The 21,315-nt window shown below is 65.8% G+C and carries 21 protein-coding genes; 5 read left to right on the plus strand and 16 right to left on the minus strand.

The window, feature by feature from the left end:
• The first annotated feature begins 121 nt into the window (after positions 1 to 121).
• Both TU79_RS12380 and TU79_RS12385 read left to right on the plus strand, forming a co-directional pair.
• The gene (locus TU79_RS12380) at positions 122 to 1,162 is read left to right on the plus strand and encodes an aromatic ring-hydroxylating dioxygenase subunit alpha (protein WP_057008245.1); all 1,041 of its coding nucleotides are present in this window, start codon (positions 122 to 124) and stop codon (positions 1,160 to 1,162) included.
• Positions 1,159 to 2,109: a PDR/VanB family oxidoreductase gene (locus TU79_RS12385; protein WP_057008246.1), complete on the plus strand. Its 951-nt coding sequence runs from the start codon at positions 1,159 to 1,161 to the stop codon at positions 2,107 to 2,109. The genes TU79_RS12380 and TU79_RS12385 overlap by 4 nt, the downstream gene beginning before the upstream one ends.
• 6 nt (positions 2,110 to 2,115) lie before the next feature.
• Here TU79_RS12385 and TU79_RS12390 read toward each other — a convergent pair whose 3' ends face one another.
• From TU79_RS12390 to TU79_RS12405, 4 genes are all read right to left on the minus strand, one after another.
• Positions 2,116 to 2,829: a GntR family transcriptional regulator gene (locus tag TU79_RS12390; RefSeq protein ID WP_057008247.1), complete on the minus strand. Its 714-nt coding sequence runs from the start codon at positions 2,827 to 2,829 to the stop codon at positions 2,116 to 2,118.
• A 62-nt stretch (positions 2,830 to 2,891) separates the two neighbouring features.
• Entirely contained in the window at positions 2,892 to 4,754 is a 1,863-nt protein-coding gene (locus tag TU79_RS12395; RefSeq protein WP_057008248.1) for a feruloyl-CoA synthase, read from the minus strand.
• A 61-nt stretch (positions 4,755 to 4,815) separates the two neighbouring features.
• A complete protein-coding gene (locus TU79_RS12400) occupies positions 4,816 to 6,264 on the minus strand; it encodes an aldehyde dehydrogenase (protein WP_057008249.1) in 1,449 nt (482 codons plus the stop codon).
• Positions 6,265 to 6,338: 74 nt separating this feature from the next.
• Positions 6,339 to 7,169 carry a p-hydroxycinnamoyl CoA hydratase/lyase gene (locus TU79_RS12405; RefSeq protein WP_057008250.1) on the minus strand — a complete coding sequence of 277 codons (831 nt, stop codon included), beginning with the start codon at positions 7,167 to 7,169 and terminating at the stop codon, positions 6,339 to 6,341.
• 189 nt (positions 7,170 to 7,358) lie between these two features.
• Here TU79_RS12405 and TU79_RS12410 point away from each other — a divergent pair, with 189 nt between their 5' ends.
• A complete protein-coding gene (locus TU79_RS12410; protein WP_057008251.1) occupies positions 7,359 to 7,817 on the plus strand; it encodes a MarR family winged helix-turn-helix transcriptional regulator in 459 nt (152 codons plus the stop codon).
• A gap of 6 nt (positions 7,818 to 7,823) precedes the next feature.
• Here TU79_RS12410 and TU79_RS12415 read toward each other — a convergent pair whose 3' ends face one another.
• The 3 genes from TU79_RS12415 to TU79_RS12425 form a co-directional block, all read right to left on the minus strand.
• Positions 7,824 to 8,771 carry a SphA family protein gene (locus TU79_RS12415; RefSeq protein WP_057008252.1) on the minus strand — a complete coding sequence of 316 codons (948 nt, stop codon included), beginning with the start codon at positions 8,769 to 8,771 and terminating at the stop codon, positions 7,824 to 7,826.
• Between the two features lie 71 nt (positions 8,772 to 8,842).
• On the minus strand, positions 8,843 to 9,610 hold the full coding sequence (locus TU79_RS12420) for a coniferyl-alcohol dehydrogenase (protein ID WP_057008253.1): 768 nt from the start codon (positions 9,608 to 9,610) through the stop codon (positions 8,843 to 8,845).
• 55 nt (positions 9,611 to 9,665) lie between these two features.
• The gene (locus TU79_RS12425; protein WP_057008254.1) at positions 9,666 to 11,141 is read right to left on the minus strand and encodes a benzaldehyde dehydrogenase; all 1,476 of its coding nucleotides are present in this window, start codon (positions 11,139 to 11,141) and stop codon (positions 9,666 to 9,668) included.
• A 481-nt stretch (positions 11,142 to 11,622) separates the two neighbouring features.
• Here TU79_RS12425 and TU79_RS12430 point away from each other — a divergent pair, with 481 nt between their 5' ends.
• Complete coding sequence (locus TU79_RS12430) at positions 11,623 to 13,401, plus strand: sigma-54-dependent Fis family transcriptional regulator (protein WP_057008255.1); 1,779 nt, start codon at positions 11,623 to 11,625, stop codon at positions 13,399 to 13,401.
• Positions 13,402 to 13,461: 60 nt separating this feature from the next.
• On the plus strand, positions 13,462 to 14,325 hold the full coding sequence (locus TU79_RS12435) for a hypothetical protein (protein ID WP_057008256.1): 864 nt from the start codon (positions 13,462 to 13,464) through the stop codon (positions 14,323 to 14,325).
• Positions 14,326 to 14,336: 11 nt separating this feature from the next.
• Here the strand turns inward: TU79_RS12435 and gspD are convergent, their stop codons facing one another.
• Genes gspD through gspG form a run of 9 tightly spaced genes read right to left on the minus strand, consistent with a single transcriptional unit; the run spans position 14,337 to position 21,301 of the window.
• Positions 14,337 to 16,583: a type II secretion system secretin GspD gene (gene gspD / locus TU79_RS12440; protein ID WP_057008257.1), complete on the minus strand. Its 2,247-nt coding sequence runs from the start codon at positions 16,581 to 16,583 to the stop codon at positions 14,337 to 14,339.
• Complete coding sequence (locus TU79_RS12445; RefSeq protein WP_057008258.1) at positions 16,580 to 17,104, minus strand: hypothetical protein; 525 nt, start codon at positions 17,102 to 17,104, stop codon at positions 16,580 to 16,582. Before TU79_RS12445 ends, gspD begins: the two co-directional genes overlap by 4 nt.
• The gene (gene gspM, locus TU79_RS12450) at positions 17,101 to 17,712 is read right to left on the minus strand and encodes a type II secretion system protein GspM (protein WP_057008259.1); all 612 of its coding nucleotides are present in this window, start codon (positions 17,710 to 17,712) and stop codon (positions 17,101 to 17,103) included. The genes TU79_RS12445 and gspM overlap by 4 nt, the downstream gene beginning before the upstream one ends.
• Complete coding sequence (locus TU79_RS12455) at positions 17,687 to 18,730, minus strand: PilN domain-containing protein (protein WP_057008260.1); 1,044 nt, start codon at positions 18,728 to 18,730, stop codon at positions 17,687 to 17,689. The genes gspM and TU79_RS12455 overlap by 26 nt, the downstream gene beginning before the upstream one ends.
• Positions 18,727 to 19,452 (minus strand): type II secretion system protein GspK, encoded by a 726-nt coding sequence (locus tag TU79_RS12460; RefSeq protein WP_057008261.1) that lies wholly within the window; start codon positions 19,450 to 19,452, stop codon positions 18,727 to 18,729. The genes TU79_RS12455 and TU79_RS12460 overlap by 4 nt, the downstream gene beginning before the upstream one ends.
• Positions 19,449 to 20,078: a prepilin-type N-terminal cleavage/methylation domain-containing protein gene (locus tag TU79_RS12465; RefSeq protein WP_057008262.1), complete on the minus strand. Its 630-nt coding sequence runs from the start codon at positions 20,076 to 20,078 to the stop codon at positions 19,449 to 19,451. Before TU79_RS12465 ends, TU79_RS12460 begins: the two co-directional genes overlap by 4 nt.
• A complete protein-coding gene (locus TU79_RS12470) occupies positions 20,075 to 20,437 on the minus strand; it encodes a type II secretion system protein (RefSeq protein WP_057008263.1) in 363 nt (120 codons plus the stop codon). Before TU79_RS12470 ends, TU79_RS12465 begins: the two co-directional genes overlap by 4 nt.
• Positions 20,434 to 20,865 (minus strand): type II secretion system protein, encoded by a 432-nt coding sequence (locus TU79_RS12475; RefSeq protein WP_057008264.1) that lies wholly within the window; start codon positions 20,863 to 20,865, stop codon positions 20,434 to 20,436. The genes TU79_RS12470 and TU79_RS12475 overlap by 4 nt, the downstream gene beginning before the upstream one ends.
• 10 nt (positions 20,866 to 20,875) lie before the next feature.
• A complete protein-coding gene (gene gspG / locus TU79_RS12480) occupies positions 20,876 to 21,301 on the minus strand; it encodes a type II secretion system major pseudopilin GspG (RefSeq protein ID WP_003231965.1) in 426 nt (141 codons plus the stop codon).
• Positions 21,302 to 21,315 lie beyond the last annotated feature (14 nt).

Genomic DNA, 21,315 nt, shown 5'->3' on the forward strand with positions numbered 1-21,315 from the left:
ACATTGGCCGATAATCGCCCTTATTTTCCATGAAACCTTAAATATACGAATTGACCACACAACCTCTCGCGCCTCTAATGGATCCATTAAATAAAAACAACGTCCAGCCTGGAGAACCGTCATGTACCCAAAAAACACGTGGTATGTCGCCTGCACCCCCGATGAACTGGCACACAAACCCCTCGGCCGGCAGATCTGCGGAGAGAAGCTGGTGTTTTATCGCGACCAGACGAATCAGGTCAGAGCCCTTGAAGACTTCTGTCCCCACCGCGGTGCGCCGCTGTCCCTGGGTTATGTCGAAAACGGAAACCTGGTGTGCGGCTATCACGGCCTGGTGATGGGCGGCGATGGCAAAACCGTGGAAATGCCCGGCCAGCGCGTGCGCGGGTTTCCCTGCAACAAGGCGTTCGCCGCCGTCGAGCGTCACGGCTTTATCTGGGTGTGGCCCGGCGATCAGGAACAGGCCGACCCCGCGCTGATTCCGCGCCTGGAATGGGCCGACAGCGAACAATGGGCTTACGGCGGCGGGCTGTTCGACATCCAGTGCGACTACCGCCTGATGATCGACAACCTGATGGACCTGACCCACGAAACCTACGTGCACGCCTCCAGCATCGGCCAGAAGGAGATCGACGAAGCGCCGCCCGTGACCACCGTGGAAGGCGATGAGGTGGTGACCGCCCGGCACATGCAGAACATTATGGCGCCGCCGTTCTGGCGCATGGCGCTGCGCGGCAACCAGCTGGCCGACGATGTGCCGGTGGACCGCTGGCAGATCTGCCGCTTCAGCCCGCCCAGCCACGTGATGATCGAAGTCGGCGTGGCCCACGCCGGCAAGGGTGGCTACCACGCCGCGCCGGAACACAAGGCGGCGAGCATCGTGGTGGATTTCATCACCCCGCAGACCGACACCTCGATCTGGTATTTCTGGGGCATGGCGCGCAATTTCCAGCCCCACGACGAGGCGCTGACCGCCAGTATCCGCGAAGGCCAGGGCAAGATTTTCAGCGAAGACCTGGAGATGCTCGAACGCCAGCAACAGAACCTGCTGGCACACCCCACGCGTAACCTGCTCAAGCTGAATATCGATGCCGGAGGCGTGCAGTCGCGCAAGATTCTCGAACGCCTGATCGCCAGGGAACGCGCCGGAGAACCGACATGATCGAGGTCGTGGTGACGTCCCGCAACGACGAGGCGCTGGATATTTGCAGCTATGAGCTGACCCGCGTCGACGGCACGCCGCTGCCGGCGTTCAGCGCCGGCTCACACATCGACGTGCACGTGCCAGGCGGCCTGGTGCGTCAGTATTCGCTGTGCAATCCCCCTCGGGAGCGCCACCGCTACCAGATCGGCGTGCTCAAGGACCCCGCCACGCGCGGCGGCTCGCGCGGCCTGCACGAGCAGGTGCAGGTCGGCACGCACCTGACCATCAGCGAACCGCGCAACCTGTTCCCCCTCGCCACGCAGGCGCGACGCAGCCTGCTGTTTGCCGGCGGCATCGGCATCACCCCGATTCTGTGCATGGCCGAGCACCTGGCCGAGGCCGGCGCCGACTTCGAACTGCATTACTGCGCCCGCGCCAGTGAGCGCGCAGCGTTTGTGCAGCGGCTCGAGGCGTCGGCGTTTGCCGAGCGGGTGTTCCTGCACTTTGACGCGCAACCGCACACCGCCCTCAACGCTGCCGAGGTGCTCGCCACCCCGGCCGATGATGTGCATTTGTACGTGTGCGGGCCCGGCGGCTTCATGCAGCATGTGCTCGACAGCGCACGCGCCCAGGGCTGGCAGGAGGACTGCCTGCACCGCGAGTATTTCTCGGCGCCGGCTGTGGACGGGGGTCTTGACGGGGCGTTTGCGGTGCAGGTCGCCAGCAGTGGTGAGGTGTTCGACATACCCGCCGACAAGAGCGTGGTGCAGGTCCTGCAAAGCCACGGCATCGAGATTGCCGTGTCCTGCGAACAAGGGATCTGTGGCACCTGCCTGACCCGTGTGCTCGACGGCATTCCCGAGCACCGCGACCTGTTTCTCACCGAGCAGGAGCAGGCGTTGAACGATCAGTTCACGCCGTGCTGCTCGCGCGCGAAAACCGCGTTGCTGGTGCTGGATATCTGAGCCGCCTCAGGCCGACGGCACAATGACCTTGATCCGCTCGCGGGCGGTGGCGGCGCTGAAGATCTCGGCATAGCGCAAGGTCGCGTTGGCATGCTCGCGCATGATCGCCTCGGCCCGCGCGCCCTGGCGATTGACCAGCGCATCGAACACCGAGTGATGCTGCAGGTGGGCGTAGTTGAAACGGCGGTACTCGCGCGCCATGTCCTCGCGGTCGATGGCCAGCGCGGTGACGGAAGCGAACGGCAGGTGATCGTTGCGTGCCAGCGCGTCGGTGATTGCCGGGTTGTGGCTGCCGGCGACGATGACCTGGTGAAAACGCATGTTCAGGTCGTGATAGACCTCCAGGTCGTCCTCGGTGACATAGCCCTTCTCGAACAGTTGATCGCCCTCCACCAGGCAGCGCTCCAGCGCGCGCCGCGCCTCATCGGACAACCCATGCTCGGCGGCCTGACGCGCCGCCAGCCCTTCAAGCACGCCACGCACTTCGACGGCGCCGGCGATATCGCTGGGGCTGACCGAACGCACCTGATACCCGCGCCCGCCAAACGGCACCAGCAGCCCTTCCTGTTCGAGGGTGCGAAAGGCCATGCGCACCGGCATGCGCGACACGCCGAAGCGCTGCGCGGTGGGCACTTCCAGCAGCCGTTCGCCCGCCGCCAGCTCTCCGCTGGCAATCATCTTGCGCAGTGCAACCAGCACCAATTGACCGGGCTTGCTCATCCAGGCAGCTTCCAGAAAAACACGGGCTGCCATAGTACCGCAGCGCAGTACCGCAGCGCGCGTCAGGCGCGCAGGACGGTGGGGTCTTCGCCGCGATACAGCGCCTCGACCCGCGCCGCGCGCCATTGCAACACCGCACGCTGGTTGATCGAGCCCTTGTCGGTGATCTCCCCTCGGTCGATGGACGCCGGCTCGTCGAGCAAGGCGATCCACTCCACGCGGCTGGCGTTGCCGGTCGCCTCGCGATTGAGCCGCTGCAGCCAGTCGCCAAACCACTGGCGCACCGGCGCGCTGGCCAGCACTTGGGCGTCGCTGGCGTCGGCGTGCAAGCCTGCCAGCCGCCGGCACTCGTAGAGCCTGGGGAAGACCAGCGCACCCAGGCACTCGCGGTCCGGCGCGGTGATCACCAGGTCCTGCACATAGGGCGAGCCTTCGAGCACCGCGCGATTGCGCAACGGCCCGACGCTGACGAACACCCCGGAAGACAGCTTGAAGTCCTCGGCGATGCGCCCGTCGAACATCAACCCCAACTGCGGCTGCTGCGCATCGGCGAGCTTGATCGCGTCCCCCGAACAGTAGAAACCTCGCTCGTCGAACACCTCGGCGGTCTGCTCTGGCGCGCGCCAGTAGCCCGGCATGATGTGCGGCCCGCGAAAGCGCCCTTCCAGCTTGCAGTCCACCGGCACCAGGCACACTTCGCAGCCCGGCGCGGGCAAACCGATGTAGCCGGCCATGGACAACGGCCCGGTGGTGAAGGTGCAGGACGGCGCGGCTTCGGTCATGCCCAGGCCGGCCATCATGCGAATGCGCTCACCGCAGTGTTGTTCGGCCACGCGGTCGAGGCGATCCCAGATACTTTGCGACAGGCCGGCGGCGGCAAAGAAGAACAGTTTCATGCGCGCAAAAAACCGCTCGCGCAATTCGCCGTCCTGCTCCAGGGCATTGACCAGTTCTTCCCAGCCCTTGGGCACGGTGAGGTAGGCCGTGGGCGACACCTCCTTGAGGTTGCGCAGGGTCTGGGCGAAACCCTGGGCCGTGGGCTTGCCGTCATCGAGGTAAAAGGTGCCGCCGTTGTAGAGCACGATGCCGACGTTGTGGCTGCCGCCAAAGGTGTGGTTCCACGGCAGCCAGTCCACCAGCACCGGCGGCTCCTCGCCGAACACCGGAAAGGTCTGCAACAGCATTTGCTGGTTGGCGCAGAGCATGCGCTGGGTGGTGACCACCGCCTTGGGCAGCTTGGTGGAACCGGAGGTGAACAGGAACTTGGCGATGCTGTCCGGCCCCGTGGCCTCGAACGCCGCCTCGGCCGCCTGCCCGCCCGGGGTTTGCAGCAGGCTGGCGAACGCCGTGCAGGGACGCCCCGGCACCTCGCCGCGCACCGTGATCAGCGGCGTCGTGGCCGGCAATACCGCCTCGATCGCGCGCCGGTAGGCGGCGGCATCGCTGACGAACACCAGCCCCGGTTGCAGCAGGTCGCACACGTGCCGCAGCTTGGCGAAATCCTGGGACAACAACGCGTACGCCGGCGACACCGGGCTGTAGGGAATGCCGGCATACATCGCGCCAAGCGCCATCTGCAGGTGCTCGATGTCGTTGCCCGAAAGCAACGCCAGCGGCTTCTGCGCCGACAGCCCGTAACCGAGCAGGCTCTGGGCAATCGCGCGCACGCTGTCGAGCATGTCCTTGTAGCTGACGTGGCGCCAGTCACCGCCGGCCTGGCGCGCTGCGATAAACGTCTGCGCGGGGCGCACCTGCGCCCAGTGCACCAGCCGGTCAAGCAGGCGCGGCGGCAGCGGCGCCAGCGGTTCCAGGGAGCGCATGTGCAGCACGCCGTGTTCTTCAGTGATCGCCACCGGCGCTTGGCCAATGGACACGTCGCGGTAGCGTGGTGCGGGCTGGGATTGCGATCTGAATTCGGAACTCACGGGGGATGTCCTCTGCCTTTTTTGGGGATGTACAGGGCCACCGCAACGCGGCGGCGCCGGCTCAGATCGGGTAATGCCGTGGGCCGTTCTGCAACGTCACCCAGCGCAACTGGGTGAAGTGCTCGATGGCGGCCTTGCCGCCAAAACTGCCGTACCCACTGGACTTGACGCCACCGAAAGGCATCTGCGCCTCGTCGTGCACGGTGGGGCCGTTGATATGGCAGATGCCCGATTCCACCCGCTGCGCGAGCGCCAGCGCACGCCCGGTGTCACGGCTGAAGATCGCCGCCGACAGCCCGAACTCGGAGTCGTTGGCCAGGCGCAGCAGCGCCTCGTCACCGTCACCGCGCAGCAGCACTGCCACCGGGCCGAACGACTCTTCGCGGTACAGGCGCATCGCGTCGGTCACCCCATCGATCAGGGTCGGCTGCAAAATGCTGCCCTGCAGTTGCCCACCTGCCACCAGCCGCGCGCCCTTGGCCAGGGCATCGTCGATCAGCGCCTTGATGCGCGTGCCGGCGCTGGCATCCACCAGCGAGCCGAGCACCGAATCCGCCGCGGCGGGGTCGCCGGCCGGCAAGGTCGCGAGCTTGGCGGCCAGCTGGGTCACGAAGCGGTCGGCGACGCGGGCGTCGACAATCAGGCGCTCGGTCGACATGCAGATCTGCCCCTGATTGAAATACGCGCCAAAGGCCGCCGCCGCCACGGCCGCGTCGAGGTCGGCGTCATCAAGCACCAGCAGCGGCGCCTTGCCGCCCAGTTCCAGCAGCGCCGGCTTGAGGTGCCGCGCCGAAAGCTCGCCGACGATTCGCCCCACATGGGTGGAGCCGGTGAAATTGACCCGGCGCACGGCGGGGTTGGCGATCAACCGCTCGACAATCGCGGCGGCATCGGCCGGGGCGTTGCTGATCACATTGACCACGCCATCGCCCAGCCCGGCGTCCTGCAGCACCTGACCGATCAGGCGGTGCACCGCCGGGCTCAACTCGGAGGCCTTGAGCACCACGGTATTGCCGCAGGCCAGCGGCATGGCGATGGCCCGCGTGGCGAGGATCACCGGCGCGTTCCACGGTGCGATGCCCAGCACCACGCCGCAGGGCTGACGCAAGGCCATGGCGAAACTGCCGGGCACATCGGAGGGGATTACGTCGCCGGTGATCTGGGTGGTCATCGACGCCGCTTCGCGCAGCATGTTGGCGGCCAGGCGCACGTTGAACGCGTACCAGTTGGCCATGGCGCCGGTTTCGCCAGCGGCGGCGATGAATTCGGCGCTGCGCGCCTGCAGGAGTTCGGCGGCGTTGAGCAGGCGGGTGCGGCGCTCGTTGGGCGCCAGCGCCGCCCACACGGGGAACGCGGCCTGGGCGGCGGCAACGGCAGCGTCGGCATCTTCCAGGGTGGCGGCGGCGACCCGCGACACGACGTCGCCGGTCACCGGGTTACAGCGTTCGAAGGTTCGGCCGTCGCTGGCGGGACGCGACTGGCCGCCGATCAACAGGGGCACATCCAGCATGGTGATTCCTCTTTTTGTCTTTATCGGGAATACGTTCAAGCAGGTTTGCGAGGGGCGGCCTGTGGCCGCTGCGCTCAGCGTTTATAGGTCTGCAGGCCAGGCTTGATGCTCTTGTCGTCGAGGAACTGTTTCATGCCCTGCTCGCGGCCGCCTTCGGTGTCGAGCAAACGCGACTGATCGAGCTTGGCATAGAGGTAATCCTCGTTCTGCTCCCAGGTCAGTTCGCGGCACCGCTTGAAGCCATGCTTGGCCGCACGCAGCACCACCGGGTTTTTCTCCAGCAGGTTGCGCGCCAGTTCGACGGTCACCTCGCGCAGCCGGGCCAGCGGCACGCTCTCGTTGACCAGGCCCATTTCGGCGGCTTTCTGCCCGCCGAAGGTCTTGCCGGTCATGATGTAGTACAGCGATTGGCGATGGCCCACGGTGTCGGCCATGGCCTTGCTTACCAGGTTGCCCGGCGGGATGCCCCAGTTGATTTCCGAGAGACCGAAGGTGGCTTCGTCGGCGCAGATCGCCAGGTCGCAAGCCACCAGCGGGCTGAAGCCACCGCCGAAGCACCAGCCGTTGACCATGGCAATGGTGGGCTTGGCGTACATGCGCAGCAGTTTCCACTGCCATTGCGAGGCTTCGCGGCGGATTTTTTCCTGGAGGATTTCCGGGCCGGCATCCACTTCGCGAAAATACTCCTTGAGGTCCATGCCGGCGGTCCATGCCTCGCCGGCACCGGTCAGCACCAGCACACCGGCGTCCGGATCCTGTTCCAGGGTTTCCAGCACATCGATCATTTCACGGTTGAGGGTGGGGCTCATCGCGTTGCGTTTTTCCGGACGATTGAGGATGACCCAGGCGATGCCTTGCTCGATCTCAACCTTGACAGTGCTCCAACGACCTTCGTAATTGCTCATGGCGGTACGCTCTTGTTCTGGGAGTGAAGATGCTTCGAAACTAAACCGCAAATATAGTTATGTCAATTAACTATTAATCCGAATATTGCCTGATTTTCCGGCTTTGCATAACGCAGGCATAGCCACGGCGCGTCAACCCCGGCAAACTGCATAGCCTTCATAACCACCCCTTCCGAGGATTGCATCGCAATGGCCAAGCCCTCCCCCCTCGCCGACATGCCGCCGCCGCTGGATTCGGCGCTGGACGACCTGATCGGCTACGCCATCCGCCGCGCCCAGCTCAAGCTGTTCCAGAACCTGATCGGCCGGCTGGCCGAACACGACCTGCGTCCCGCGCAGTTTTCGGCCCTGGCGATCATCGAACAGAACCCCGGCCTGATGCAGACTGACCTCGCCCGCGCCCTGGCCATCGAACCGCCGCAAGTGGTGCCGCTGCTGAACAAGCTCGAAAGCCGCGCCCTCGCCGTGCGCCTGCGCTGCAAGCCGGACAAGCGCTCCTACGGCATCTTCCTCAGCAAGAGCGGCGAAACCCTGCTCAAGACGCTCAAGGACATCGCCGCCCAGAGCGACCTGGACGCCACCGCCGCGCTGGACAGCGAGGAACGCGCCACCCTGCTGCGCCTGTTGAAGAAGGTGTATCAGGACTGAGTGCCCCTAGAACTTGTGCAGCCAGTTGAGCACCAGCTTGTTGCCCTGGGTGCGGTTCTCGGCCTGCTGCTCGAAGTAGGCGTTCACCGACAGCACATTCTCCTTGTTGAACCCATAGACCAGCCCCGGCCCGATGGCCCAGACCTTTTCCCGCCGCCCGCTGACGGCATGACCGTCCACCTCGGTGTCGGTGATCTGTTTGAGCCAGTAGCCGTTGAGGCCCACGCTCAGTTGCTCGCTCACGGCATATTGCAGGGTCAGGTTGGCATGCAGCGCCTGGCCGGCCTGGGTGTTGGAGACGTCGCCGAAGCCTGCCTGCGGCTCGTCGTTTTTGCCGTTCCACAGGTACATGAAACGCCCGCTGGCCGACCACTTGGGGTTGAACCAGTAGGTCGCCGCGTAGTACGGGTTGAATGACCAGAAGTTGCTGCCCGGGTTGATCGAGCGCGTGCGGTCATAGGCGCCCACCGGTATCGACACATCGGCCTCCACGCGCTGAGTGAGCAAGGGGCTGCCGTCGGCCCGGCTCAGGGTCGGCAGTTGCACAAACGCGCCGAGCGTCAGGTCGCCAAAGCCTGCGCGCGAACTCAGCGCCGCGTTGTTCAAGCCATCGTCAACATCGGCGTGGGCCAGGGAGGTGTTGATCAGGGTGAACCCGGGCATCGCGCCGTTGGCCAGGGGCTTACCGACGTAGATGATCTGCGTGGTCGGCGCCACCACCTCCACGTCCTGTCGCGGCAGCGCCAGTTTGTTGCCGTTGGCGTCATTGAAGCGACTGGCACGGCTGTAAGTCAGGTATTCCTCCAGGTACCAGCCCGGGCCCGCCGGGGCCGGTGAGCCGTCGTAGAAACTGGTGCTGCCCAGGTTGAGCCCGGGCAAGTCATAGGCATGGGCCGTCGACGACACAGCAATGAACGTCACGGCCGCAGCCGCCCGCAAGATAGGCTTGAGCATCTTGTATGTCCTGTATTTTTGTTGTTGTTCAAGACCCCCGGTGCAGGGTTCCACACCGGGGTTGGCTGCGCTTACACGTAGGTGGCTGCCAGCCCGCCATCCACCGGCAGATTGACCCCATTGACCCAGCGCGAAGCATCCGAACAGAGGAAGGCGATCACCGCCGCCACCTCATCGGCCAGGGCTGGACGGGTCATGCGCTGGCTGTCGCGGGCCACGCGCTCCGGGCCGAGCATGCTGACGAAATCGCCAAGGATCGGCGTAAACACCGGCCCCGGCGCCACGCAGTTGATGCGCACCCCATGATCGCGAAACCAGCCCTGGGCCTGCTGGTAACTCCAGACAATCAGCGCTTCCTTGAAATACTGATAACAGGTGCCCTGTTCCACCGGATTGGCCGCCAGCCACTGCTGCCCGGCGGCGAAGCTGTCGGTGGCCGCCAGCCACTTGTGCTGCTCCAGGCGCTGCGGCCATTGCGCGCCGAGGATCGAGGCGACATTGACCACACTGGCGCCCGCCGGCATGCGCGGCAGCAGCGCCTGGGTGAGGTGACGCACCCCCAGATAGTTGACCTGCGCCACCGTGTGCGCCGGCGCCGTGCCGGGCACGCCGGCAATGTTGCACAGCGCGTCGACCCGCGCCGGCAAGCGCGCCACCAGCGCGTCGATGCTCGCCGCATCGCCGAGGTCGGCATGCAGGAAGCCATCCAGGGTCAGGTGCGGTTCAGCACGATCGACACCGATCACCGTCGCGCCCTGGAACCGCGCCAGCCGCGCCACTTCGGCGCCAATGCCGGAGGCGACGCCGGTGACAATCAAGGTTTTGTTATGCAGGTTCATGTTCAGCCCTCTTGTTTTTGTATAGGCGTGCGTGTTTCAAACCCCGAGCCAGGGCTCAGAAGGGATAGGTCGGTGGTGTGTTTTTTACCGTGACCCACTGCCACTGGGTGTACTCGTCCCAGTCGGCCGGCCCGCCGACGTTGCCACCATTGCCGGAAGCGCCGCGCCCGCCGAACGGGTTGATGCATTCGTCGGCCACGGTCTGGTCGTTGATGTGCAGCAGGCCACAGTCAAGCCGCTCGCCGATGGCCATGGCGCGGCCGACCGACGGCGAGATGATGGCGGCGCTGAGGCCGTACTCGCTGCGGTTGGCCAAGTCGATGGCTTGCTCGTCTGTGGCAAAACTGACCACCGTGGCCACCGGCCCGAACACCTCTTCCTCGAAGGCGCGCATGCCGGGGCGCACGCCACTGAGCACGGTGGGTTGGTAGAACAACCGGTCGTATTCACCCCCCGCCTCCAGCCGCGCGCCGGCCTGCAGGCTGTCGCTGACGATGGCGTGCACGCGCTGCAATTGCCGCTCATTGATCAACGGCCCCAGCGCCGCCTCGCCCCGCGCGGCATTGCCCACGCTCAGCGCGCGGGCCTTTTCCACCAGTTTGCGCGTGAGGCTGGCGGCAATGGACTCGTGAGCCAGAATCAAGCCGGTCGCCATGCAGATCTGCCCCTGGTGCAGCCACGCGCCCCAGGCCGCGTTGCTCGCGGCCAGGTCCAGGTCGGCGTCTTCGAGAATGATCAGCGCGTTCTTGCCGCCCAGTTCCACCGCGACTTTTTTCAGGTGCCGTCCGGCCACCTCGGCGACCTTGCGCCCCGCCGCCGTGGAACCGGTGAAGGCGATCATCCGCACATTGGCGTCGCGGCACAGCGCTTCACCCGCCGGCGCCGCCCCTGGCAGCACGTGCAGCAACCCTTTGGGCAGGCCCGCCTCTTCGAACAGCCGCGCGATAAGAAAACCGCCACTGACCGGGGTTTGCGGGTCGGGCTTGAGCACCACCGCATTGCCGGCGGCCAGGGCCGGCGCCACCGAACGCATCGACAGCACCAGGGGGAAATTGAACGGTGAAATCACCCCCACCACGCCATGGGGCTGGCGCCGCGCATAGGACAACCGCCCGGCCTCGCTGGGCAGCACCAGCCCGTGGGGCTGGGACAACAGGCCCGCCGCCTGATGCAACAGCACAATCGCCTCGCGCACTTCGTGTTCGCCCTTGTACAGCGCGCCGCCGGTTTCACGGGCGACATACAGCGCCAGCTCGGCGAACGAGCGCTGTGCCACCTCCGCCGCCTTGCGAAACACCTCGGCGCGTTGCCGTGGGCCCAGCGCGGCCCAGGCCGGCTGGGCCAGCGCCGCGCTGCGACAGGCAATGGCAACGTCGGCCGGGCTGGCCATGGCGCATTGCATCAGGGTTTCGCCGGTGGCCGGCTCGATCACCGGGAGCACAGTCCCGGACGCTTTGCTCCAGTCGCCGTCGAACAGGCACTCGGACTCGATGGCCCGCTGTAACAGGGGGATGGTTTCAGACACTGACATGGTGACTCCCGGTTCTTGTAATTGTCATCGCCTGCACAAAGGCAAACGCCGCCTCAAGCCTTGAGCAAAGGCTGTGCCGTTTAAAGGCCAAGGCGCTGACATAACGCCTCCAAGGCTCTGCGTCGGGGCTTGCCGTTCACGGCTCAGGCACACGCACAGGAACGTCAGCAAAAACCGCTTCGCTGCCACTTGTTCAATTGATAAGGTTATGTTTAATAACTATCTCAGCGGTTACTCATATCGATCACACGCTTTGCAGGGGCATAACAACAACGCCGTTCAGTTAAGCGCAGATTCCCTGTGGCGAGCAGGCTTGTCCTGCGTTGGGCTGTGCAGCAGCCCCAAAACCAGGCGCTGAGCCGTATCCGGTACACCGCGTTTTGCTCGATTGGGGACGCTTCGCCCCCCCAACGCGGGGCAAGCCCGCTCGCCACAATAAGCCCACACATTTTCCTTAACTGAACGGCATCAGGGCATAACAATGACTCATCCCTTCAGCGCACACCCCGACGTTCACGCGGCCACCACGCCTTATCACCCGCGCGGCGACAGCCGCCAGCTCAGCGACAGCAGCTCGCCCACCCCCGCGGAGCTTGCCGACTGCCTGTTCTTTTCGCCCGAAGACGGGCGCATCTGGCTCAACGACCAGCGCATGGTGCTGCTGCACGGTTCGTCATTCGGCGCGCTGCGCGCAGAGATCATCGAGCGCCTGGGGCTGGAACAGGCGCGCGGGCTGTTCACCCGCACCGGCTTTGCCTCCGGTGCACGGGACGCGCGCCTGATCCGCGAGCGCTGGCCCCAGGCCGATGCCGCCGCCGTGTTTCGCGCCGGCACCCACCTGCACACGCTGGAAGGCATGACCAAGGTCGAGCCCGTGCATTTCAAGTTCGACGCCGACTCCGGTTTCTACGAAGGCGAATTTCTCTGGCACCACTCGTGCGAGGCCGATGAGCATGTGAATGCGTACGGCATCGGCCAGGACCCGGTGTGCTGGACCGAAACCGGCTACGCCATGGGCTTCGTCAGCGGGCTGTTCGGGCAGATGGTGATTTTTCGTGAAGTCGAATGCCGCGGCATGGGCCACGGCAGTTGCCGCGTGGTGGGCAAGACGGCCGCGCAATGGGGGGACGTCGAGCAAGACCTGCGCTACCTGAATGTGTCGCAGATGCCTGGCACCCCGCCGCTCGCGTCCACGCCCGACAGCCTGCCCGGCAGTAACGCCCGTGACACGTTGATCGGCGCCAGCGCCACCTTCAACGCCGCCACGCAAGCCCTGGCGCGCGTCGCATCGACCCCGGCGACGGTGCTGATCAGCGGCGAGTCCGGGGTGGGCAAGGAGATGTTCGCCCGCCAGCTGCACCAGCTCAGCCCACGCCGTGACGGCGCGTTCGTGGCGCTCAATTGCGCGGCCATCCCGGACAACCTGATCGAGTCCGAACTGTTTGGCGTCGAGCGCGGCGCCTATACCGGCGCCACCCATGCGCGCCCCGGCCGCTTCGAGCGGGCCCAGGGCGGCACGCTGTTCCTGGATGAAATCACCAGCCTCAGCCTGGCCGGGCAAAGCAAGCTGCTGCGCGCCCTGCAGGAGCGGGAAATCGAACGGGTCGGCGGCGTGCGCGCCATCCAGGTGGATGTGCGGGTGGTGGCCGCCACCAATATCGATCTGCGCAAGGCTGTCGCCGACGGCACGTTTCGCGAAGACCTGTTCTACCGGCTCAACGTCTACCCCATCGCGCTGCCGCCCCTGCGCGAACGCCGTGATGACATTCCGTTGCTGATCAACGCATTCCTCATGCGCTTCTGCCAGGACTACGGGCGCACGCCCGCCGGCCTGACCATGCGCGCGCTCAAGGTGCTGCTGCGCTACGACTTCGCCGGCAATGTGCGCGAGCTGCAAAACCTGATCGAACGCGGCCTGATCGCCAGCGACGAAGGTCAGGCCATCGACCTGGTGCACCTGTTTCGCAATGAACCCATGCCGGCGGACCCGTACAGCCTCGACGGGCAAGGCAGCCTGTCCAATGCCACGGCGGTGGTGCGCCCTGCCCTGCTCGACACCCTTGGCCAACTGGACCAGGGTTTTTCCATCGACGGCCTGGAAGCACGCCTGATCAATGAAGCGCTGCAACGCAACGCCGGCAACCTGGCCGCCGCCGCCAGGCTGGTGGGGCTGAGCCGCGCGCAATTTGCCTACCGGCTGAAGAAACACCAGCGGCAACCGACTGAGGCCCGGGAGCCGTCGATTGAGGAAAAATCTTGAACGACGGGGACGCCAGCTGGATCACAGCCTTCTTGAACACCGTCTTGAAGGAAGCCAGTGATGATCCAGCTAAACAGCTACACCACCGTGAAACGTCGCGAGCGCGTCCCCCACGACATCTTCGCCACCTACTGGCGCGACGCACACGGGCCGCTGTGCGCGCGCTTGCCCGGGCTAGGTTTGTACATCCAGCATCACTTCGACCGTCACCAGGACGCGCACCTGTGGCCGCTGGCCGACGGCATCAGCGAAATCGCACACTACGAGCTGGACGGTGGGGTCGAGATTGGCTTCGCCAACGCTGATGACCAGAAGCGGTTCCAGGAGGCTGCCTCACTGCTGTTTTCCGACGAACAAAACATGTTCGAGGAAACCCTCGCCTATGACCTGCCGCACGGCTCGCAAAAACGCGTCAATCGCTTGCATGACAGCACCTTCAACGGCACGGACAACGTCGACCGCCTCCATGTGCATTTCAGCCCGCGCGGCAGCCTCGCCGACCTGCACGACTACCTCAGCCATGAACTGGCCGACGTGCTCGGCAGCGCCGATGACGTGCTGAAACTCACGCTGCACCTGACGTCGCGCTTCAACAATGACGGCATGCACCCGCCGGCGCCGAATGTCGCGCACCATGCCAGCCCGGCGCGGGAAGAACTGGCCATCATGGAAATCGCCTTCGCCAGCCCGCTGACGCGCCGCGCGTTCTTTGCCAGCGAGACCTTCCAGCGCACCTTGGCAGGTCAGGCCCGACACATCGCACAGCTCAAGGCCTTCGCGGTGTCCGGCCTCTACACCTACGTCACCGACAAAACGCTGACCACCGCCGGGCTGCGCGGCAGCAGGACGGCACAGTTGATCGAGTACCTGGGGGCCAACAATCAGCTCAACCCCGAGGTCGAGCAGTTGTTCCTGCGCGGCTGAACCGCGCGGGGTCATTTTGCCGGCCGCAGCAACTGCATCTGCTGGCGGTAATCATCGGTCACCTGCCGAGCCTGGCTGCTGCTGGTGATCACCCTCGGGGTGATCAGCACGATCAACTCGGTGCGGTCCTTGGATTTGCTGGTGTTACCGAACAGCCAGCGCAATCCGGGGATGCGGCCCAGGTACGGCACGGCGCTGACGCTCTCGGCGTTGTCCTGCTTGATCAGGCCGCCGAGCAACACGGTCTGCCCGCTTTGCACGGCCACCTGGGTGGACACCGAACGCGTGGAAATACGCGGGTTGTTTTGCGGATCGTTGTTGGACGGCTGGTCCTGGGCATCGCTGACTTGCTGCTGAATGTCCATGTACACCAGGCCCCCCGGATTGATGCGTGGCACCACGTCGAGGATCACCCCGGTCTGTACGTATTCGACACTGCTCAAGGTGGTGTCGGAGGCGCCGGTGTTAACGGTGGTCTGGCTGATGGGAATGTTGTCACCCACCTGAATCTGCGCCGGCTGGTTGTTCATCACCACCAGCGACGGCGCCGACAGCACTTGGGTGCGGCCATTGGTTTCCAGCGCGTGCAGCGCCACTTGCAGGTTGGTGCTGACGAACGAATAGAACAACGAATCGGCGCCCAGGCCGGCACCGCCCGCTCCCAATGCGCCCTGGCTGCCGACCGCATTGGCCACGGTGTTGCTGGTGGAATTGCCCGCCAGGCGACCCAGGTACCATTGCACGCCGAGGTCCAGTTCGCCGGTGAGCTTGACCTCCAGAATGCGCGTTTCGATCTGCACCTGCAGCGGCGGATTGTCGAGGCGCTTGATCGCCGATTCGATCTCCTTCCACTGCACCGGGCGCGTGCGCACCAGCAACTGGTTACTGCTTTTTTGCGCGGTGATGCGCGTGCCGGCGTCGAGGCTTTTGGCCGCTGCGCCTTCTCCTTCGCCGGCGCCCTGCTCGGCGCTCTCGCTGCCCTGCTCGGCCTCGGTGTCGGGTTCCTGCTCCTCTTGCCCGGCAGAGGCAGGCGGGTTATTGCCCATACCATTGCCGTTGCCATTGAGGCCACCGGGCAGGCTGCCGGAGGTGCTGTTGGTGCCGGGCGATGACAAGGTCGCGGTGCGCAGACCGGGGGCGACTTTCGCCGGCGCGTCGTCCTTGATCGCGCCACTGCCGTAGATCTGACGCAGGTATTTGGCCAAGTCAGTGGCCTTCATGTTGCGCACGTCGTAGACGTACATTTGTGGCTCGTTGCCGCCGCCTTCGTCGATGGTGTGTATCCAGTCGCCGACCTCGCTGAGGTACTGCGGCTGGGACGAGATCGCGACCACCGAATTGGTCCGCTCGATGGGCAAAAAGCGCACCATGCCCGCCAGGGGCATGCCGCTGTCGGGGCCGAACATTTTTTGCAGCTCGGGCATCAGCTCGGCCACGGACGCGCGCTGCAGGCCGAACACGCCCACCGACATGCCCTTGAGCCAGTCCACATCGAAGGTGTCGATGGTGTCCTGGTAGTTGGCCAATTCCTCGGGTGTGCCGGCCAGGCTCAGCACGTTGCGCGCCGGGTCCACCAGCAAAAATGCATTTTCCCGGGCGAACGGCTTGAGCAGTTTCTGCATCTCGGTGGCCGAGATGTAGCGCAACGGAAACAGCCGCGCCGACAGGCCGCTGGACGGTTGCGACACGCGCATCTGCGGCACCAGCTTGCCCGATACCGCCTGGTTGGCCGGCAGGATCACATAGCGGTTGCCCTGCTTGATCATGGCGTTGTCGGTCCACGACAACAGGGTTTCGAGAATCGACAGCGCCTGCTGTTTGTTCACCGGCTTGGAGGTGGAAAAGCTGACGTTGCCTTTCACCCCCTGGGCAATGCTGTAGCTCTCGTGCAGCAGGTCGCCCATCACGCTGTTGATGACCGCCTCGATGGGCTGGTCGGCGAAGTTGAACACGATGTCGCCGCCGGCCTCCTCCTTGCCGGCGCGGGTCGCGGCCGGCTGACGCACGAACTGCTGGTTGCCGCGAATCAACTGGCGCTGCGGCGGCGTGCTTGCCTGGGGCTGGCTGCTGCTGGGCGACGCCTGTTCACTGGCCGGGTCCACGGCCGGGCGCTGCGAACCGGTGCCCTGCAGCGCCTCATGCAGCAGGGACTCGTCAGGCGCTGGGTGCTTGGGGAATGACCCGCAGCCGCCAAGGGCAACGGCGGTGGCCAGGCAAAACACGGTGGTGCGCAAGGCGCCGGGGTAGGAATCGATCAAGGGGATGGCTCGTGAGAAAGGGTAATTGGGGGTGTGCTGGACGGCGGCGGCAAACGCAGGGCCCGCAGGCTCAGGGTTTGCGTGCGGCCATCCAGCACGAAACGGGCAGTCCGGGCGTCGAGGTGTTCCAGCACCCAGCCATTGGGCAGGGTCTGGCCCTGGCGGACTTTCAGCGCGGGGCCGTCGGCACGCTTGAGCAGCGCCACGCGCAGGTCGCCGTCGAGCACGATGCCGGTCAGCGTCAGGCTCGACAGGCTGGAGGCCTGGGCCTGGCCGACGGCGCGGTCGGGGCTGCGGTCGGGGCTGAACAGCGGCGCCTGCCAGGTGCCGGCCAGGCTGTCGAGGGTCGCGCTCGGCGCCACCAGCACCGTGGCCGAGGCGTTGGCCCGCGCATCCGGCGCGGGCGGCGGCAACCACTGCGGCGCATCGCCGAGGTTGCTGAGAATGCCGACCATCAAAACACCCAGCAGCCCGGCCACGACGAGCAGGCCCCACTCCAGGGGACGCAATGGATTGATCATCGGCGCACCTGCGCGGCAGCGGCCGGTTGCAGGTAGCCGCGCACCAGCAGGTGCACCACCAGTTTGCCGGCGGCGCCGCTGGCGGGCGCATTGGGGCCACGGCGAATGCTCATTTCATCGACGAACAGAAACGGCCGCTGATATTCCAGTTCATGCAGGATCGCCGTCAGCGGTTCAATCGCGCAATTGAGGGTCAGGCTGACCTTGACCTGGCGATACGGCTCGGCCTCGTCCTGCTCCGGGGTGATGGGCATGCGCTGGGTCAGGCTGCAGCCGCCGCCGAGGCTGGCGCGGCTGTTGATCAGGTCGGCGAGGCGTTGCATCAGGTCCGCCGCCACGGCGCTGGGATCGTCCCCCGGCAGCAGGCTGGTGCTGCTCGCCGGGTCCTGGCGCGCCTGCTCCAGTTGTTCGCGCAGGCTGTCGCGCTGGCGCAACACGCCGGCGTAACGCTGCTGCTGCTCGCGCAATTGTTCGGCCTGCTCGCCCATGGCGCGCAACGGCCCGGCGAACCAGCTGTCGATCAACAGCCAGTACGCGGCGCCGAGCACCAGCGCGAGGGCGATCAAGGCCGCGCCACGGCGTTCACGGGGTGTCAGTGGACGGCGCATCGGCAGCCTCCTGGTGCAGGTGGGCGCGCAAGGAAAACTGATCCTTGCCGGTTTGCGCATCGGGCTGGATCACCCCTTCGAACTGGGCGTTTTCCAGGCTGCGGCAGGCCTTGATGCGGGTGATCAGGGCACTGGCCTTGGCGCTTTGCCCGGAGAACGAAACGTCGGCGCCATCGTTGACTTCCAACTGGTCGATCCAGGTGTCGGACGGCAGGCACGCGGTCAGTTCATTGAGCAGCGCCGCCAGCGGCGGTTGCGCCATTTTGCGGCGGATCAGGTACTGCGCGGCGCCACGGGTATTGAGCAATTGCTGACGCAGCGCCTGCACCTGCGCCACCTCGGCTTTTTGCTCGCGCACACTGTGATGCATGGCGTCGAGCACGCGCTGACGGTCGTTGAGCCACAACAGCATCGCCGCAATCAGCAGCGCGCCGCACAGCCACGGCAGGCTGCGCTGCAAACCCTTGCCGGCAGGGCGCTGGCGTGGACGCAGCGGCGCCGGCAGCAGATCGATGCCCATCACCTGCCCCGCGCCATCGTCCACGTCCACCGCATGGGGACGCAGGCCAAGGGCGGCGCACTCTTCGAGAATCCGGTCCAGGCGCTCGCGCAGGATCGCCACCAGCGTCACCTCAACATGGGTCGCTGTGCGGCGCTCCTGGCGTGCGACGAAGTACACCTGTGCGGCGTCGAACGGCGTAAAGCGGTCAAGTTCATAGCCGACCACCGTCGACAGGTTGCGCGCGGCGGCCAGCGGCAATTGCAGGGTCTGGCGCAGCACCGCGTCGCGGCCCAGCAGCAGTACCTGGCGCGCGTCGCCCGCGAGGGTTTGCACCGGCGCGGTCAGCGGCCAGCGGTAAACCTGCTCGGCCGCATCCTGCACCAGCAGCCATGCCGGCACGCAGCCGCGCAGCTCCTTGAGCCACAGTCGCCAGCCCTGTTGCAGGACGCTGCCGTGCCAGCGCCGTGCGACCGGTTCGATCAGCACCTGCAGGCGGGCGGCCAGGTGTTCATTCATTCTTGCCAACGTAGGACTCGATAAGGTTGTGCGCTGCCTTGCGCGGGACTCAATAAAACCGTGACTTGCAACTGCGCGTGATAACCGCCGGGGCGTTGTGCGCGGCTGTCGATCACCAGCACATCACCGGCGTTGGCGCCCACCGCGCTTTGACGCGGCAGGTTCAGGGCGCGGCGCATCAACGGGCTGGCGAACGCCGGGTCGGGCCGGTCCAGCCCGCTCCACAGGCTGATCTGCGGCACCATTTCGCTGTACAGCGCGCGACTCATGCCCGGCAACTGGCGCAGTTCTTCCACCACGCGAAACGGCGCATGGCCCTGGTTGCGCCGCACCTCCAGGGCTCTGGCCAACTGGTCGGCCTGGGCCTGGGTGGCGCCGCAGGCCAGGGCCAGGCGCGCAAAATCTCCCACGTCGGCGCTGTTGAGGTACAGCTTGCCGAGGTCGCTGCGAACGCTGACGCGCAATTGCGCATCATCGAACGTCAGCGGGACCTCACGACCGTCGGCCACCCACTGCTTGCGCTGCGTCGGATCAGCCAGCGCCTGCAGGGTCAATGCCACGCCCGCCTCGGCGGCCAGCAGCGCCTGGGTGTGCTGGCGATGCCACGCAGCCTGGCGGGTCTGCAGTTGTACCCAGCCGGCCAGCCCGCCCAGCAGCAGGCTGAGCAAGGCCAGCACCCACAGCACCAATAACAGCGCGACACCGCGTTGCTGCTTGATCATTCCGGCGCTCCGCCCGACAGGTTCAGCCGTAGCGCAACCACCTGGGTGACCCAGGGCACCGGCCCGTTCACCCGTGCGTCGATGCGCACCGCATAGGGCAGGCGCTTGCTCCACGGCCACTCGTTGATCCAGCCGGTGGCCTGGCCCTTGGGCGACACGCCGCGATAGCTGAACTGCACGTCCTCGACGCCTTTGAGCAGCACCTGCGGTTCGCCGCGCGAGGCCGGCACGCTGACCTGCGCCGCCGACTCGAACCGCGCGAACGCCACCTGCAAATCACGCGCGGCCTCGGGGCCGCTCAGTTGCAGGGTAAAGCGCTGGATGCCGCCGCCCAGCACACCGGGCAAGGTCGCGACAAACTGCATGCGCTGCGCGGTGCCGCTGAAAAAGCCGTCGGCCTGGCTGTCGTCCTCGGTCACGTCCAGCGGCAACGCCTCGCTGATGGCGGTGCGCAAAAACTGCTGGGCAGCACGCATTTCATCCAGGCTGACCGTGTAGCGCTGGGCCTTGAGCACCGCGCGATTGGCACCGAGCAAGGCACCGCCGACCAGGGTCAGCAACACGCCGAGCAGGCTGAGCACGATCATGATTTCAAGCAGGGTGAAGCCCTGCTGCCGCCGCGTCACAAACCGGCCCCGGCGGCACGCAGTTTCAACGTGCTGAAGTGCGCCTGACGCGCGCCCTCGCTGACGGTCAAGTCGAGGCGAAACAGGTGCGGCTGGCCCATGCGGGTCGGCTGCTGGGCGATGTTCAGTTGCCAATGGATGCCGTCGAACTCGCCCTGGCGCACCTCGCTGACCAACGGGCCCATGGTTTCCTGGTCCAGCAGGCTCTGCGCCGCAAGGGTCAGGCGATCACTGCGATTGACCTGCAACAACGAGCGCGCGCTCTGGCCGAAAGCGACCAGCAACACCGTGCTGCAGATGGCCATGAGCGTCAGCGCGGCGAGCATTTCCAGCAGGGTAAACCCGCGCTGTCGCTTCATGGCAAGGCCCTGGATTCTACGCTGCCGGTCAGCCAGCCAACGTCGATGCGCCAGCGCCGAGTGCCGTTGGCCAACAGCAGGTTGCCGCCGGTGGAACTGCCATCCGGGTAGAACTCCACGGTGGAACCTGCCTGTTCAGCGGTGTGCAAGGTGACCTGCAGATCGGCCGGCCAGTATTTTGTTGGCCGGCCCGGCGCGGCAAAGCTCAGCCTGCGCAAGTCGAACACGGTGTGTTGCGCCGTGCCGCTGACAATGGCCCGCGCCCGCGTACTGCGCAGCGCTTCGACCATCTGCCCGACTACCTGGCGTTCTTTTGCCGCGCGCAGGCCTTGTTGCAGGCCAAACCCCACCAGGCCGGCCGCGATGCTGATCAGCACGATCACCACCAGCATTTCGAGCAAGGTAAAGCCGCGTTGGAGGTTGGGCATGGGCGCAGGTTTATTCCCAGTTGCCCAGGTCGGCGCTGTAGCCTTCGCCGCCGGGCTGGCCGTCCTGGCCGTAGAAGATCAGGTCGAACGCGCCGTGCTCGCCGGGGAAGCGATAGCCGAAGGCATGGCCGAACGGGTCCTTGAGGTCCGACTGCTTGGCGTAGGGGCCGGCCCAACCGGCGGTGTTGCCCGGCTTTTCGACCAGTTGCTGCAGGGACTTGGGCGGCGAGCCGACGTCCAGCCCGTAGCTTTCGATCTTCATGCCCAGGCTGGCCAGTTGCGCCTTGCCGGCGCCGTACTTGCCCTTGTCGACGTTGCCGCCGACCTGACGCACCACGATGGTGGCGACGATGCCCAGCAGCACGATAACCGCGAGCATTTCCAGCAGGGTGAAACCGCCCTGGCGGCGGGCGGGCTTGAATCGGGTGTGACGCATGGGTTGCTTCCTCA

Source organism: Pseudomonas trivialis (genome assembly GCF_001439805.1).
GTDB lineage: Bacteria > Pseudomonadota > Gammaproteobacteria > Pseudomonadales > Pseudomonadaceae > Aquipseudomonas > Aquipseudomonas trivialis.

Bases quoted from the DNA above. Each gene is read 5' to 3' on its own strand.
- TU79_RS12380 (WP_057008245.1), top strand. From the start codon at position 122: ATGTACCCAAAAAACACGTGGTATGTCGCCTGCACCCCCGATGAACTG.
- TU79_RS12385 (WP_057008246.1), top strand. From the start codon at position 1,159: ATGATCGAGGTCGTGGTGACGTCCCGCAACGACGAGGCGCTGGATATT.
- TU79_RS12390 (WP_057008247.1), bottom strand. From the start codon at position 2,829: ATGAGCAAGCCCGGTCAATTGGTGCTGGTTGCACTGCGCAAGATGATT.
- TU79_RS12400 (WP_057008249.1), bottom strand. From the start codon at position 6,264: ATGCTGGATGTGCCCCTGTTGATCGGCGGCCAGTCGCGTCCCGCCAGC.
- TU79_RS12405 (WP_057008250.1), bottom strand. From the start codon at position 7,169: ATGAGCAATTACGAAGGTCGTTGGAGCACTGTCAAGGTTGAGATCGAG.
- TU79_RS12410 (WP_057008251.1), top strand. From the start codon at position 7,359: ATGGCCAAGCCCTCCCCCCTCGCCGACATGCCGCCGCCGCTGGATTCG.
- TU79_RS12415 (WP_057008252.1), bottom strand. From the start codon at position 8,771: ATGCTCAAGCCTATCTTGCGGGCGGCTGCGGCCGTGACGTTCATTGCT.
- TU79_RS12420 (WP_057008253.1), bottom strand. From the start codon at position 9,610: ATGAACCTGCATAACAAAACCTTGATTGTCACCGGCGTCGCCTCCGGC.
- TU79_RS12425 (WP_057008254.1), bottom strand. From the start codon at position 11,141: ATGTCAGTGTCTGAAACCATCCCCCTGTTACAGCGGGCCATCGAGTCC.
- TU79_RS12430 (WP_057008255.1), top strand. From the start codon at position 11,623: ATGACTCATCCCTTCAGCGCACACCCCGACGTTCACGCGGCCACCACG.
- TU79_RS12435 (WP_057008256.1), top strand. From the start codon at position 13,462: ATGATCCAGCTAAACAGCTACACCACCGTGAAACGTCGCGAGCGCGTC.
- TU79_RS12445 (WP_057008258.1), bottom strand. From the start codon at position 17,104: ATGATCAATCCATTGCGTCCCCTGGAGTGGGGCCTGCTCGTCGTGGCC.
- gspM (WP_057008259.1), bottom strand. From the start codon at position 17,712: ATGCGCCGTCCACTGACACCCCGTGAACGCCGTGGCGCGGCCTTGATC.
- TU79_RS12455 (WP_057008260.1), bottom strand. From the start codon at position 18,730: ATGAATGAACACCTGGCCGCCCGCCTGCAGGTGCTGATCGAACCGGTC.
- TU79_RS12460 (WP_057008261.1), bottom strand. From the start codon at position 19,452: ATGATCAAGCAGCAACGCGGTGTCGCGCTGTTATTGGTGCTGTGGGTG.
- TU79_RS12470 (WP_057008263.1), bottom strand. From the start codon at position 20,437: ATGAAGCGACAGCGCGGGTTTACCCTGCTGGAAATGCTCGCCGCGCTG.
- TU79_RS12475 (WP_057008264.1), bottom strand. From the start codon at position 20,865: ATGCCCAACCTCCAACGCGGCTTTACCTTGCTCGAAATGCTGGTGGTG.
- gspG (WP_003231965.1), bottom strand. From the start codon at position 21,301: ATGCGTCACACCCGATTCAAGCCCGCCCGCCGCCAGGGCGGTTTCACC.